At 30.2% G+C, this 15,349-nt stretch carries 11 protein-coding genes and 1 pseudogene; 5 read left to right on the top strand and 7 right to left on the bottom strand.

Translation table 11 applies throughout. From position 1 onward, the window contains the following. Positions 1–30: 30 nt before the first annotated feature. The 3 genes from GQX97_RS05105 to GQX97_RS05095 form a co-directional block, all read right to left on the bottom strand. On the bottom strand, positions 31–1,608 hold the full coding sequence (locus tag GQX97_RS05105) for a sialidase family protein (protein ID WP_157150856.1): 1,578 nt from the start codon (positions 1,606–1,608) through the stop codon (positions 31–33). 176 nt (positions 1,609–1,784) lie between these two features. Continuing rightward, entirely contained in the window at positions 1,785–3,050 is a 1,266-nt protein-coding gene (locus GQX97_RS05100) for a sialidase family protein (RefSeq protein WP_232473264.1), read from the bottom strand. Positions 3,051–3,199: 149 nt separating this feature from the next. Then, complete coding sequence (locus tag GQX97_RS05095; RefSeq protein ID WP_157150854.1) at positions 3,200–4,576, bottom strand: sialidase family protein; 1,377 nt, start codon at positions 4,574–4,576, stop codon at positions 3,200–3,202. A gap of 398 nt (positions 4,577–4,974) precedes the next feature. On the opposite strand from GQX97_RS05095, the gene GQX97_RS05090 reads away from it, so the two are divergent. Genes GQX97_RS05090 through GQX97_RS05075 form a run of 4 tightly spaced genes read left to right on the top strand, consistent with a single transcriptional unit; the run spans position 4,975 to position 10,011 of the window. Continuing rightward, on the top strand, positions 4,975–5,685 hold the full coding sequence (locus GQX97_RS05090) for a tetratricopeptide repeat protein (RefSeq protein ID WP_157150904.1): 711 nt from the start codon (positions 4,975–4,977) through the stop codon (positions 5,683–5,685). A gap of 23 nt (positions 5,686–5,708) precedes the next feature. Beyond that, a complete protein-coding gene (gene dprA, locus GQX97_RS05085; protein ID WP_157150853.1) occupies positions 5,709–6,998 on the top strand; it encodes a DNA-processing protein DprA in 1,290 nt (429 codons plus the stop codon). A 20-nt stretch (positions 6,999–7,018) separates the two neighbouring features. Further along, positions 7,019–9,124: a type I DNA topoisomerase gene (gene topA, locus GQX97_RS05080; RefSeq protein WP_157150852.1), complete on the top strand. Its 2,106-nt coding sequence runs from the start codon at positions 7,019–7,021 to the stop codon at positions 9,122–9,124. Next, entirely contained in the window at positions 9,076–10,011 is a 936-nt protein-coding gene (locus GQX97_RS05075; RefSeq protein WP_157150851.1) for an N-acetylmuramoyl-L-alanine amidase, read from the top strand. The genes topA and GQX97_RS05075 overlap by 49 nt, the downstream gene beginning before the upstream one ends. Before the next feature lie 5 nt (positions 10,012–10,016). On the opposite strand, the gene GQX97_RS05070 is transcribed toward GQX97_RS05075, so the two are convergent. Continuing rightward, complete coding sequence (locus tag GQX97_RS05070) at positions 10,017–11,048, bottom strand: glycosyltransferase (protein ID WP_157150850.1); 1,032 nt, start codon at positions 11,046–11,048, stop codon at positions 10,017–10,019. A 158-nt stretch (positions 11,049–11,206) separates the two neighbouring features. On the opposite strand from GQX97_RS05070, the pseudogene GQX97_RS05065 reads away from it, so the two are divergent. After that, positions 11,207–11,623, top strand: a pseudogene (locus GQX97_RS05065) (5'-nucleotidase C-terminal domain-containing protein); the annotation flags it as partial. A gap of 67 nt (positions 11,624–11,690) precedes the next feature. On the opposite strand, the gene GQX97_RS05060 reads toward GQX97_RS05065, so the two are convergent. From GQX97_RS05060 to gyrB, 3 genes are all read right to left on the bottom strand, one after another. Then, entirely contained in the window at positions 11,691–11,993 is a 303-nt protein-coding gene (locus GQX97_RS05060) for a PTS sugar transporter subunit IIB (RefSeq protein WP_157150849.1), read from the bottom strand. 26 nt (positions 11,994–12,019) lie between these two features. Then, positions 12,020–12,982, bottom strand: coding sequence for an NAD(P)-binding domain-containing protein (locus tag GQX97_RS05055; protein WP_157150848.1), 963 nt, complete (start codon positions 12,980–12,982; stop codon positions 12,020–12,022). A 397-nt stretch (positions 12,983–13,379) separates the two neighbouring features. Then, positions 13,380–15,293, bottom strand: coding sequence for a DNA topoisomerase (ATP-hydrolyzing) subunit B (gyrB, locus tag GQX97_RS05050; protein WP_157150847.1), 1,914 nt, complete (start codon positions 15,291–15,293; stop codon positions 13,380–13,382). Positions 15,294–15,349: the final 56 nt, after the last annotated feature.

The raw sequence follows: 15,349 nt of genomic DNA, 5'->3' as shown, positions 1-15,349 counted from the left end.
CTCTCTTTAATTTTTATTAATATTTATATTTTAATTAACGTTTCCAGTCTTCTTAGCAATATAAGCTTGAGAATATCTTGTAAATACATTGAAGTAATTATAATAATCACTGCCTTCTTCGGCATAAGTAACTATAGTACCATCAGCCAACATATCCACAGAAGCAGATCTTCCAACAGCATTTATTACAAAACCGTTTCCTTTAATACCAATACTATCATTTACCAAATACATAGTTAAATCTCTATATACAACACCATCTTTGTATTTAGTAACTATTAATATTCCGCTTGAACGAGAACTATTATTAGTTCCTTGTATCCAACCATCCTTAATAGGGTATTCCCAAGTACCAAACCACTTTGTGCCTACATTGTAATAACCTATAGAACCCTCTGAAGCTGTTATTGAAGTATCTTTTGGCTTAGCTCCTGACTCTGTAACAATGCCTAATTTGAAATGTCTCCATAACGCACTAGGACTAACTAGGTATTTAATATTATTAACACCAGCACTTATAACTTGTGTCTCTTTCCACATTCCAACTTTTCCATTAAAATCAGAACCATATCCGCCATATGCAACAGGACTTTCATACTCTGTCCAAGTTACAGTATCATTATTAAGTTCTCCTTTTAACACATATCTTCCCATAAGCTCATATAAATTAGAGTTTTGACCCATGTGTGCAAATATAATAGGCATAATCATATATGTCGTTCCAGATGTCATTACATAGCCTCTTGCAGATTGCGTACCTACTTGAGAATAGTTTCTGTTGTTCCAAGTTACATTTAAATATAAAGCACAAGTCTTTCTAGCTTTTTCTAATGGTGTGCCTTCTGATGTTCTTACTTCCTGCCAATTGCCCCAAGTAATTTTAGTTCCATCAACAGTACCAACTATATAATCCACTCTTGAAGGAGGATCTTTTTTGTCTGGGTCTTCATCTGTTCTTGCTAAACCTGCACCTGCAGATGCAACAATTACTATTTTTGTGTCTGAATATTTAAATACCACATGACCGCTGTGTGAATCATTTATACTAGTTGTTTCTGTATTGTTTGGATTAACATAACTTTCATGCTCACTCCAATCATTTCCGCTGTTTGCACTCACCATATAAACTATATCAACTTTAGTTTTACCATCTACACCAACATCTTTACCAGCAGAAGAGTTTACATACCTTTTTTCAGAGAAAGCAAAAATTCTATTTCCCCCAACTACCACAAGAACAGGATTTCTATAATACGCATTACCAACACCTTGAAGAAGTACTTTTCTTCTCATAGGGCTATTGCTTTGAAAATCTGATGAAACAGTATAAGTAGGACCAGTAGTAGTGCTTCCGCCTGTGCTTCCGCTGCCTCCAGTACTTCCGCCGCCTGTAGTGCCTCCTCCTGTGTTATCACCGCCTGTACTGCCGCTATCTCCATCGTCAGGTTTTATAAGTCCTGTATCTGGATCAGTAACTCCATCTGGTATTTCTATTTCTTCAGGTGGTTTACCTAAATTGCTTAATTGATCTTGCAGACTACCCATGTCTTTACAGCTTATAGCCATTAAAAAAGATATTATCAAAAATGAATAAATAATCTTTTTCATATAGACCCCCTAGAATATTACTCATATTTTAACAGTATAGTAATATATGCAAATAAAGTCAAATGTTTTTTACAAAAATAACATAAAAATATTGAATTTTTTACAAAAGGGTAGGGGATTATGAAATATTTAAAACAAAAAAAGAGAGCTTAACACTCTCTTTTTTATTAATAAAATTATAAGCCTTCATATTTGTATTTACCGTCCGATATAGCACTTAAACTAAATCTCCTGTAAACAAGATTAAAGCCTGTTATAGTATACCCGCCGTTTTCAATTACAGAGGCTATTGTTCCGTCTTTAAAAATTTTCATGCTCTGCCTAAAAGAACTCATATTATCATAGTCATCATAAACATAAAAATCACCACTACCTTTGCTAAGAGGATAAAATATGTTTGTTATCATATTCCAATTTTGACCATTATCAAAACTTACATACAAAGCATTTGCATTTACTACATTATTGACAACACCATTTGGATTTACTGTTTCACGGTTAGGGTATGAATGTAATAATAAAATAGCTTCTCTAGAAACTCCATTTTCAGACAATGTTATTTTTCCTCCTGCAGTGCTTCCGCAATTATGCTCTTTCAAACCATTAACAGTAAAGCTTGATATATTGCCTTCTAAAGAATCTGCCAAAAACCAAACTAAATTTGCTTGCTTATTATAATCATTATTGCTATTTTCAACTGCAGCTATAAGCAATTTGCCGTCATTTCTTTCTGCTATTATTTTTGCAAATCTATGGTCTGTATAAGCTGCTCTTGAGCCTATTTTCCAAGTATTTCCGTCGTCTGTAGAATAAAGAATAGCAAAACCTTCTGCTCTAGTGCTATTAGTAGAATTTTTATAATCTATAATACATGCTAAAGTGCCATTGCGTAAAGTAACTCCGCTGTCTGGGCTTGTATAAAATCTATCAAAACCAGCTTTAAAAAGAGGTTCAAATATATTAGTGTCTAAATCTTCCCAATCTGTCCAATATCTATAAGCACCATTAGGAACGCTTACGGATTTTGATATTAAAGAATCTCCAGTTGTTCCAGCTCCTCCAAAACCGCTTCCGCTAATAGCCAATACCACAATATCTGAGTTGTTATTTAAAAATGAAATAGGTGAACCATGAGACTTTGAACTAGAACCGCCTATAAGTTGTGAAACAACAGTAAAATTTTGGGCATTTTTAGAAATAGCCGCATAAACTTCTGTGCTGTTTGCTGTGTTTCCGTCTACTCCTATAATAGCACTATTATTATTATTTCTTTTTTCATAAAAGAATAATATGTAATTATCTTTAGTGCTAATTAAAGAAGGAGAATTAAAATTATAATTTTTTGTTCCTATAGGAGTACTTCTAAAATTAAGGTCGGTCTGTTCTGAAGGTGTAAGCATCCAATTTAGGTCATAATCTCTTGTATAAAAGCTTGAAAGCATATAGGTAGTTCCACAGCTTAATAATATAAAGGACATCAGTAAAATTACAATTTTTTTCATCATTTTAAATAAAACCTTTATTTTACAACAAAGAAGGACACACTAGTAAAATGCATCCTTCTTTTTATTTACCGTATTATCTGCAGTTATTAGTTACCTGTTTGAGCAGTAAGATAAGCCTGAGTATATCTATTGAAGTAGATGTAGAATGTTTGACTACCTTTAACAGTAGAATCAGCTACACCACCTTCAGCAGCCATAACTATAGTACCATCTTTCAATATATCTAAAGAAGATGATTTAGAGTTTCTTGCATAAGAACCTCCAAGGTTAAAGGAGTTCTTTTGTTGTGTTTTAAAATTACCATCAACTAATCTTACAGCCAAGTTTGATTCAGTATTCAAAACATGAGAAACTATAGCTTGTGGCGTACCATTTGCTGTATCAAAAGTACCAGCATAATCAGAAGGACTATATGAAGTTGCACCTTTCCAATCTTTAACAACTAAAGTACCAGCAGAACCGTCACCAGCTTTTATAGAAGTAGGATTAGGTACAGCACCATTTGCAGCTTGGTATAAGTTAGCATCACCAGCAGGTACAGATATAGATGTATATGCGCTTTCACTAGTTGCTGATACTATACGTGTTTCTTTTACTGCAGTACTAGACATAGTTACAGGACCATGTAATTTTTTCCAACTATATGTTGTTCCATTATCAGTAGTTGTTCCTTGATAAACTGAATAACCAAATGTTGATTGGCTCACATTTGCTTGGTTATAAGTAACTAATGTAACAGGAAGAAGAAGGTTATTATTATAAACAGTTCCTCTTGCAGAATGTGTACCAAACTGTTTAAAGTTTCCTGTTCCGTCAGAAACACTAACTTCTCTCCATTGACCGAAGTTTCCTACACTGCCATCATCATTAATAGGTGCTACAGAGTATTCTATTTTTGATGAACCATTTTGTAAAGTACCAGAAGAAAGACCTATACCTGCTGAAGCTACTACTACAATTTTTTTATGTGTTTTATCATAGAAAACTATAGGAGCACCATGAGAATTTTTAGGGTCAGTTGTTTTGCTTCCGCCTACATATTTAGGGTCACCTATAGTAGTGTCAAAACTTACACCACCATCATAACTTTGTATATAAACTATATCTACAGCATTAGTACCTGTTAAAGCTACGTCGTTGCCAGCACCTGGAGTTTGGTATCTTACCTCATAAAATATAACTACATTTGTACCATTTACTACAGTGATTACTGGGTTACGCATATAGTCTTTGTTGTAATATTTAGCAACTTCTGTCTCTTGTACTGGTTTTGTTGCATATCCAGCTAGTTTATCCGCATCTGTAAATAGACCGCCAGTTAAATCTTCTGTAGGTGGTTTAGTGGTATCAGGTGTATCAGGCTGATTTTGAAGAGCGTCTGTAACGCTGTTTTTCTTACAGCTTGCAAACACTAAGCTTAAAGCCATAAGTAATGATAATAAATAAATAATCTTTTTACTCATATAAATCTCCTTATATAAAATTTTTTTGCTTATTTATTATTTTTTTTATTAAAATAAAAATTGCTCTTAACTTCTCTTCCAGCAAAGTTTTTTTTAGCAATTTATTATTTCCAAAAAGAACATAACATAGAAAGAACTTTACATATTTATCCTTTCTATATATAAAATATATTAAAATAAAATATAAAGTCAAGTAAATTTTACAAATTACTTACTCAAATTTCGGTTAAAAGTAATTTATTTTTTAATATTACTTTAAAAACCTACATTAAATTATATTACTTTTTGTTTTTTTAGCAAGTATTTATATAAACATAATTATTAATTAATTCTTTACTTTTTTATATAATATAGTATATTTCCTTATGTGAGGGTTTTTTATTATGAGGTTTTTTGATATGAAGAAATTTTTAAAAATATCATTATTTGTTTTTTCTTGCTTTTTTTTGATGTCTTGCGATCAGGTATTTAAAAACAGATTTAATCTCAACCGTGCCTACAATCTTTATGAGAAAGGCAAAAATGAAGATGATGACAAAGCCCTTCTCGATATTACAGACACCTACAACGACATAATAAACCAAAAGATTTATGCTCAAGATAGGTTAGGGGCAGTATATAGAGTTTTGGCAGAAAGAAGCCTAGCAAAAAAGCAATATGCCTATGCTGCAAAATATTTTACAGAGGCTTTAAAAATTCTTCCCAACAGCCCGTACTTGCGTTATGGTTTAGGATTATCGTATGCAAACCTTGCAGAGAGTGCCGACAATGAAACACAAAAAACAAACTTTTTATCCCGTGCAGAAAACAACATACAGTTTGCCATAAGTAAAGACCCGCAAAACCCAAACTACTATGCAGCGTTATCATCACTTAGGGGCATACAGCAAAACTACTATGAAGAAGCATTAAGCCTAATAAATAAATCTCTCGAAACTGACCCCAACAATATAGATTATTTGTTTATACTTGCACGCATACAATATAGTTTAGGAAACGGCAAAGAATCAATAGAAGCCTATAGAAAGATAGTGTCTTTAGCAAAAGAAAACAACATAAAGCAAACGGCTTTGAATAACATAAATCAAATAATAAATCAAATGAATTAGAGCGGGTTTACGGAGAATTGTTGATGCATAGTGATAATAGAAAGAACATATATCTAATAGCTTTAAATCAGATTGACAAAGTAGGCGACAAAAGAATATCAGAGCTTATCACTCATTATGACTCTGTAGAAAATATTTTTGAAGACAAAGAAGAGAATATAAAATTGCTATTAGAAAAGAAGTTCAAATCACAAATAGGCAATTTTAATAAAAATGAAATATTAGACAAAGCAAACGATATAATAGAAAAATCAAAAAGTCATAATATTGGCATATTAAGTTTATTTGATAAAGACTATCCGTTTAACTTAAAGCAAATAGACAATCCTCCGTATATACTTTATTATAAAGGGGATTTAAAAAAGTTAAGAAGAAATTCTATAGGAGTGGTAGGCACAAGGTTTCCCACAGATAAAAGTTGTAAATATGCTTTTGATATATCTTCAAAGCTTTCAGCATTAAATATTTCAGTAGTATCTGGCATGGCTAAGGGAGTAGATAAAGAGGCACATATTGGGGCTATAAGTTCTGGGGCTAATACTGTAGCGGTTTTGGGCTGCGGAATAGACAATGTTTATCCTTCAGAGAATTTAAAGGTTTATAATAAGTTAATAGAAAAGGGGCTTATAGTAAGTGAGTTTGAAGTAGGAAGAAAGCCGGATAAAACAAATTTCCCAAGAAGAAACAGAATAATATCAGGACTTTCTTATGCTGTTGTTATGGTTGAGGCTTCTAGTAAATCGGGTGCTTTAATAACTGTAGATTTTGCACTCAATCAAGGCAGAGATGTTTATATAGCTCCATACGATGAAAAGTTAAAAGAATATTACGGCAATCATAAACTTTATAAGGACGGTGCCAAAATAGCCTATAATATATTAGACATATTAGAAGATTTTGATGATATATTTTCTAATGATGAAAATTATGTTAAGATGAAGCTTAAATATTTTGAAGGCGGCAATATTAACAAAACTAGAGAAGTTAAAAAAGTAAAAAAAGTTAATAAGGTTAATGATGTTAAAGAAAATAATAAGGTTTCAAAACAAGAGAAGAAATTAGAGAAGAAAGAAAACAAGAAACAAAATAAAAAACAAAATGGTAAAGTAAAGGATGTTGTTGTAAAACCTAATTTAGAAGATGATGAAGCTTTTATTTATAATATAATAAGCGAGGTTGAAAAAATACACATAGACGATATAATAGAAAAAACTAATATGAAAGTTCAGGTTGTAACATCTTTGCTTATGCAATTAGAGATTAATGGTTTTATAAAGCAGTTATCTGGAAAATATTATAGTATAGAGAAATAAAAAATTAAGGATATAAAAAAATGGCTACAAAAACTAAAGAAAAGAAAACTACCAAAAAGAAATTAGTAATAGTTGAGTCCCCAGCTAAGGCAAAGACTATAAATAGATATTTAGGTTCAGATTATGTAGTATTATCATCAATGGGGCATTTAATAGATTTACCAAGAAGCAGACTAGCTATAGATGTAGACAATGGTTTTGAGCCAGAATATATAACAATAAGGGGAAGAGCCAAGATATTAAATGAGCTTAAAAAAGAGGCAAAGAAATCTGAAGAGGTATTACTTGCAGCTGATGATGATAGGGAAGGGGAGAGTATAGCTTGGCACATAGGAAACAAGATAAGAAGCATTAACTCTGCTGTACCTATAAAGAGAATAGTTTTTCATGAGATTACAAAAGATGCACTTAAAGAAGCCATTGATAAACCTAGGGATATAGACATAGCAAAAGTAAATGCCCAAAAAGCAAGAAGGGTATTAGACAGACTTATTGGTTATAATTTGAGTCCTTTACTTTGGGAGAAGATAAAAAGAGGACTTTCTGCAGGAAGGGTACAAAATGTTGCTTTGCTTATAATTTGCAACAGAGAAGATGAGATTGAAACATTTGTTCCTGTAGAATATTGGACATTTGGAGTATTTTTAAAGCATAAAAATAAAGAGTTTTTGGCAGAGCTTCAGAAATATAAAGGTGAAAAGCCAGAATTAAAAACAAAAGAAGATGTTGATGCCATAATGGAGCATTTAAAAGATAAAAATTACACAGTATCAAACATAGAGATAAAAGACAGATTAAGAAACCCAACAGCTCCATACACTACAAGTAAATTACAGCAGGCAGCAAGCACATCTTTAGGTTATAACTCATCAAAGACAATGCAAATAGCACAAACACTCTATGAAGGAGTTTCTATAGCAGGAGAGGCTACAGGGCTTATAACATATATGCGTACTGATAGCGTGAGAATATCTCCAGTGGCACAAGAGCAGGCGAGGGATTTTATACAAAAGGAATATGGAAGCAATTATCTTCCTCCAGAGCCTCCAAATTATTCTGTAAAAAAGAATGCACAAGATGCTCACGAAGCTATAAGACCTACTAATGTATTTTTAACACCAGAGAGCGTTAAAGAATATTTAAAAACAGATCAATATAAACTTTATAAACTTATATGGGAGAGATTTGTTTCTTCACAGATGCTTCCTGCAAAAATGAAAAATACAAGAGCAGTAATTGTTGCGGGTGATTGTGAGTTTGCTGTTTCTTCATCAAAAATAGAGTTTGACGGATTTATGAAAGTGCTTACTATAGACAAAGAGGATAAAGAAAAGGCTTCAAAAATGCCTAGTTTATCTAATGGTGAAGTATGCGATTTTGTAGAGCATAATCCTCAGCAGCATTTTACAACACCTCCTCCAAGATATACAGATGCTTCACTTGTAAAAATACTTGAAGAATCAGGTATAGGCAGACCTTCTACTTATGCTCCAACAATTAAAACAATTATATCAAGGCATTATGTACAGAGAAAAGGCAAACAGCTTGTACCAACAGAGCTTGGAAAGCTTGTTAATGAACTTATAAGCGAAAATTTCCCAGAACTTGTAAATATTCACTTTACTGCCGACATGGAAAGTAAACTTGATAAAATAGAAGACGATAATGTTGAATGGAATAATATATTAAAAGAGTTCTATCCTCATTTTTTGGATACGCTCAAAACTGCCACAGAAAATATTCACAATATGAAAGATTTCTTCAATGAAGAGACTGATTTTGTATGTGAGAAATGCGGCAAGAAGATGATTAAACGCTTAGGAAGATACGGATATTTTATTGCTTGTTCTGGTTTTCCTGAATGTAAGAACACTAAAGGTATATCTTTTGGTGTTTGTCCTAAATGTGGAGGAGATATTACATTAAAGCGTTCTAAGAGAGGAAGAGAGTTTTATGGTTGTTCCAATTATCCTAAATGCGATTTTGTAAGTTGGGATAAACCTTTGCTTGAGCCTTGTCCTAAATGTAATGGGCTTATGGTAGAGAAGAATATTAAAAACAAAGGATTGTTTAAGGTTTGTATCAAGGAAGATTGTGGTTATTCAGAGGAAATAAAAGAAGAATAATATTATTTTTGGTATTAGCTCTATTTAATACTTACTTTTTATTATATCCAGAGAATAATGATAAGATAAAATTAAACAATTTAAATATTACAGCAGAAGAATTAAAAAAAGCTTTTAACCCAGCAAAAAATAAATTTGATTCTAAAGGCATAACAACAATAATAATAGACCCCGGACATGGCGGAAGAGATCCCGGTTCTATTGGTGTTGGAAAGATATATGAAAAAGATATAGTTTTGTCATTTTCTTTAGAGCTTAAAAAAGAATTAGAAAATATACTGCCAAATGTAAAAATAGTATTAACGAGAACAAATGACACATATCCAACTCTTGCAGAGCGTTTTGAAATAGCAAATACTGCAGCAAAAATAAACACAGAAAAAGCAAATAATGCATTATTAATAAGTGTTCATGCCAATGCTTCATTAAGTTCTAGTGCTAAGGGTTTTGAGGCATATTTTGTAAGTGCTCAGGAATCAAGCGAATATGCTAGGGCAGTGTCTATGTTTGAAAATGATGCATTGGTAAAGTTTGATAAAATAGATTCAGCAAAATACGAAGACTATTCATCACAAGTTACACATAATTATATGCTTATAGAGCAGTATCAAAAAGAAAGCAGAATATTGGCAGAGTCTATTACAGATGAAGTTTATAAAGTATCTGGTGTATCAAAAAGAAATAAACCTGTACAAAATGCATTATTTTATGTTTTAAAAGGTGCGATAATGCCTTCTACACTTATAGAGGTTGGATTTATAACTAATCCAGATGATGCTAAGTTCTTAAAAAACAAAGAGACAAGACTAAAAATGGTAAAAGCTACAGCAAAAGGCGTAAAAAAATATATAGAATTTTATGACGACACCAAAGGTTTTACAAAATAATTAGTTTATTCAAATATTTTTTTTGTAAGACTATCTCTAATAGAATTTCTGATTTTTTTAATGGGTATATACCATACTATTTTATCAATAATTTTTATAAAATTTGATTTTAATTTTATTATGTTATATTTTGATATATTATTACTATAAATATTTATATATTTTATTGTATTTTCTTTAAAAAATGGAGTTAAAATAAAATATTCCCAAAATATATTATAATATATATCTATATTTTTATAATTAGACAATGGTTTAATATTTTTTGCACTAAAATGTATTATATTAATTTCATCTTTATTATTGCTTTCTAATAATTCTATAGATTTGCTTAATTTGGGTGAATTGTTGTTTATATCTGTACCATATACAACATTACAATCTATATATGATATTTTTTTTGTAAAAAGATATAAAAAAACTAATTCTTCTGTCCAGCCAATTCCTATCTTTTCAAAATAATCTATAGCATCATCTATATTTTTTGATAACTCATCATATTTAATATTATTATATAAATGTTTTATATTAAACAATAATATTCCACCATTAATATAATCATTTTTATTAGCTCCAAACTTATTCATAATGCTTTCAATATTATTTCCAATCCATGATATATTATGTCCAAATAACCTAACAACCAAAAGATAACTATTAGAAATGTTATACTCATAAAATTTAGATAGACTTGATAAAACTATTTGATCAGAATCTAAAAACAATACATTATCCAAATCTTTTAATATAAGAGGTATAAATAATTTAATAAATATAGTATAATGCCAATATTTATTATGTTCTCTATTACTTAATTCTTTAGCTTTATTAATATATTTTTCAGGTCTATAAAAAGATATTTCAAAATCTTTAATATTTTTTAGCTCTTTTAGCTTATCTTTATTATAATCTGTAATATCAATTTCTATAATATGGAAGTGAAATTTATCATTTAATGATGAATTTTTTAATATAGATACGATTAATGAAGAAACATAGTCAACATAATTATTATTTGATATTAAACATATATTCATAATACAACTCCATAATATTTTTATTTAAATACAAAAAAACATATAACCATCTTTTACACACGATTGAAAAATTTATATTAAAAAAACTATTCACGTATTATATCAATAATTATATAATATGCAACAAACATTTAAACAAATTCGTATTTAAGTAATATAAATATAATTCTTATGACACAGTCACACCTACTTATAATTATGAAAGTGTTGGAGGTATTAATTATATTGTTGATGTTACTAAGCCTAGAGGAGAAAAAGTTACAATAGAATCTTTTACTGACGGAAGAGCTTTTGAATTGGACAAAGAATATAAAGTTGCTATTAACTCTTATAGAGGAAACGGAGGAGGAGGACATTTATCACAAGGTGCTAAAATAGATTTAAAAACTTTGCAAAACATGGATTTGGTATTAAAGTCTACAGATAAAGATTTGAGATATTATATTATAGATTGGTTTGAAAAACAAAATGATGCTATTAGTGTTGAAAAACTTAATAATTGGAAAGTAGTGCCTAAAGATTATGTTGAAGCAGGAAAAAAGAAAGATTACAAATTGATATATCCTAATAGCTGAAAACATTATAATAAAAAAAGCGAAGGGATTTAATTAACCTTTCGCTTTTTATTATTTAAAAAAATTATTATAATTTTTTTAATTCTTCTAAATTACCTGAATCTATAATTTGTTTTTTAAACTCTTCTTCAGATAATATGTTTTTAATGCCTATAATTTTAGCATCACCTTTTACAGCTTCTTTTACTCTTTCTAAAAAAGCAAAAGGGCAAAATATTAAATTATATTCATCTATTTTATTGTTCTGTAAATCAGAATGTTCTATTTGAGCATATTTTATGTTAAAACTTTCTAAAACTTTTTTAATTTTTTCTACCATCATTAAACTAGTTCCAGAACCATTAGCACAAACTGCAAGTACTTTTAACATTTTAATTTATACTCCTACTAACAAAATTATTTTTTCATTAACGTATCTATATGCTTAACTATATCAAATCCAGCATTCAAAGCCTTAGCAATAGAACCTCCAGATTTATATAATATATCTCCAGCTATAAATAAGTTTTTAACAGAACTTTCATGTATTTCATTAACTATAGGCACCCCGCTTTCATCTAACTCTATATCACATCTCTTTAAGAAATCTATTGGAGCAACTCCTCCTAAAGCATATATCACTCTGTCATAAGTATCATCAACACCATCAGCATAATGTACTAATACTTTTCCGTTGCTGTCTTCTATAGATTTTATATCAACACCTAATCTTGGTTTTACTTTTCCACTAGCAATATCTTCTTTAATAGTTTCTAAGTTCTTTTCATTAGGTCTTGTAAACTCAGCTTTTCTATAATTAATTGTAACATCATTATCCTTACCTAAAAGATAAGCATACTCAACAGCAGAGTTTCCGCCTCCAACTACTAATACTTTCTCATTTTCTTTACATTTGTAAATATTAAAGTTTACAACAGCATTCAAACTAGCAGGTATATTATAATCAGGTCTATTAGGTCTTCCCATTTTACCAATAGAAGCTACAACATATTTAGCAGTATAACTCTTATTATCAACAGTAGTAACTTCTAAATATTCACCATTCTTTTTAATAGATTCAACTTCAGTATTAAACATAGCTTCAATGTAGTTTCCAAACAAACATTCGCTAAATAAATCTAATACATCGCCTTTAGTTGCTGTTTCAAATTTTATGTTGCCTTTCAAATCTAAAGCTTCGCCTTTATAATCTTTGTCTACTCTTTTATCATCTTTATAAAATTTTCTAATAGTAGTAGAGTGATTATCACCTTTTTCTATAAGAAGCACTTTTTGCATTTGAAGTATAGCAGCCTCAACAGCAGCAGCAATTCCACCCGGGCCGCCTCCTACTATAATTAAATCATATATATTATCCATAATTTTACCTCCTTAAATAAAATATATATCTTTAACATGAAAAATCAATTATTAATATGAAATATTATAAAATAAAAGTTAGAAAAGTCAAACAGCTTTATATGCTAAAAAATTTTAACTTTTTATATATTAGCAACAACTTTTCTACAGCTATTTTATTGATATAATAATAATCTATATACTTTGAATATGCTTTGTAAAAGAGTGCATTTTTTACATATCTTACAAATATATAAAGCTAAATATCTGCACTTTTGCAAAATGTATCCAAAGTATAAAAACTCTTAACAAAGTACACACCAAAGTATAAGAAACTTCTTTTAGCTGCGTAACACTGCATAAAAGTTTAATAAAATAAGAAATTACAAAATATAGTTATTTATCTATATAGTAAAAATTATACATCCAAATTTTTAACATATTTTGCATTAGCTTCAATAAACTCTCTTCTAGGCTTAACCTCATCACCCATGAGCATAGAGAATAATTGATCTGCCTTTTCAGCATCTTCTGTTAATACCTGATACATAAGTCTTGTTTCTGGGTTCATAGTAGTTTCCCATAATTGGTCAGCATTCATTTCACCCAAACCTTTATATCTTTGTATATCATATTTTCTGTCTTTATTTTCTTCTAATATTTTATCTCTCTGTTCATCGGTGTAGGCATAAACAAAATTTTTCTTATCAAAACTAATTTTGTATAGAGGAGGAACAGCTATAAATATATGTCCCAGATCTATTAAAGGACGCATATATCTAAAGAAGAAAGTTAAAAGTAAAGTTCTTATATGAGAGCCGTCAATATCAGCATCAGCCATTATGATAATTCTTCCGTATCTTATTTTAGATATATCAAAAGAAGAACCAACTCCGCAGCCCAAAGCAGCTATTATTGGTTTTAAACTGTCTGTATCTATTATTTTATCGAGTCTTGCTTTTTCAACGTTTAATACTTTACCTCTTAATGGTAGTATAGCTTGGAAATGTCTGTCTCTTCCGCCTTTAGCAGTACCGCCTGCAGAGTCTCCCTCTACAAGATATACTTCACATTTATCTACTTCCTGCTCAGAACAGTCGGCTAATTTACCTGGCAAAGAATCGCTCTCTAAAGCATTTTTTCTTCTTGCTAAATCTCTAGCTCTTCTTGCGGCCTCTCTTGCATTTGCTGCTGATATTATTTTTTCAAGTATTGCTTTTATTACTTTAGGGTTTTGTGAGAAATAATCATTTAACCCTTCAACTACAAGTTTTTCTGTTACAGCACGAACCTCAGTATTACCCAATTTTGTCTTTGTTTGACCTTCAAATTGAGGATTAGGTATTTTTACAGATACTACAGCAACTAAACCTTCTCTTGTATCTTCTCCCATGAATGTTATTTTATTTTTTTTATCTAATTCTAATCTTTTAGCAAAATCTGTATAAACTCTTGTTAGAGCTGTTCTAAATCCTACTAAATGTGTACCGCCTTCTGTAGTGTTTATGTTGTTACAATATGTGAATATATTTTCATTATAAGCATCAACATATTGCATAGCAACTTCTACATCTGTTTTATCTTCTGCCTTATGCAAATATATTGGTTTATCATGTAATGTTTTTTTGTTTTCATTGAGGTGAGTAATAAACATCTCTATACCGCCCTCATAATAAAACTCATTACTTACAGGTTTTGACTCTCTTTTATCTATGAGTGTTATTCTTATTCCCCTGTTTAGAAAAGCTAATTCTCTTAATCTATTAGCAAGTATTTTATAATCATAAATAGTTGTTTCAAATATTTCAGGGTCTGCAGTAAATGTTACTTTTGTTCCTGTTTTATTTGATTTGCCAACTTCTTTAACAGGTTCTTCTGGTATACCTCTATGATATATTTGTCTGTAGAGTTTGCCGTCTTTGCTTACTTCAGCAATAAGCTCTGTACTTAAAGCATTAACAACGGATACACCAACACCATGCAAACCGCCAGATACTTTATAAGTTTCATTATCAAACTTACCACCCGCATGAAGTTTAGTCATAACAACTTCTAAAGCAGATATTTTGAGCTTCGGATGCATATCAACTGGTATTCCCCTTCCATCATCTTCTACTTCTATTACATTATCTTTTTTTATCGTAACTGTTATATTTTTACAAAATCCTGCCATAGCCTCGTCTATACTATTATCAACTACCTCGTATACTAAATGATGCAAACCTTGAGAACCAGTAGAACCTATATACATACCCGGGCGTTTTCTAACAGGGTCTAATCCTTCTAATACTTGTATATTTTTCGAACTATATGTCTTTTCTCCAGTAGCCATTATATAATATCCTCTTCAATACTTAATTAAATTTTAATTGATATATTATACACCTA

The sequence above is a fragment of the Brachyspira sp. SAP_772 genome (assembly GCF_009755885.1).
In the GTDB taxonomy this organism is placed as follows: domain Bacteria; phylum Spirochaetota; class Brachyspiria; order Brachyspirales; family Brachyspiraceae; genus Brachyspira.
Note: the sequence above shows the minus strand (reverse complement) of the source record. Positions and strands in the feature narration are given on the sequence as shown.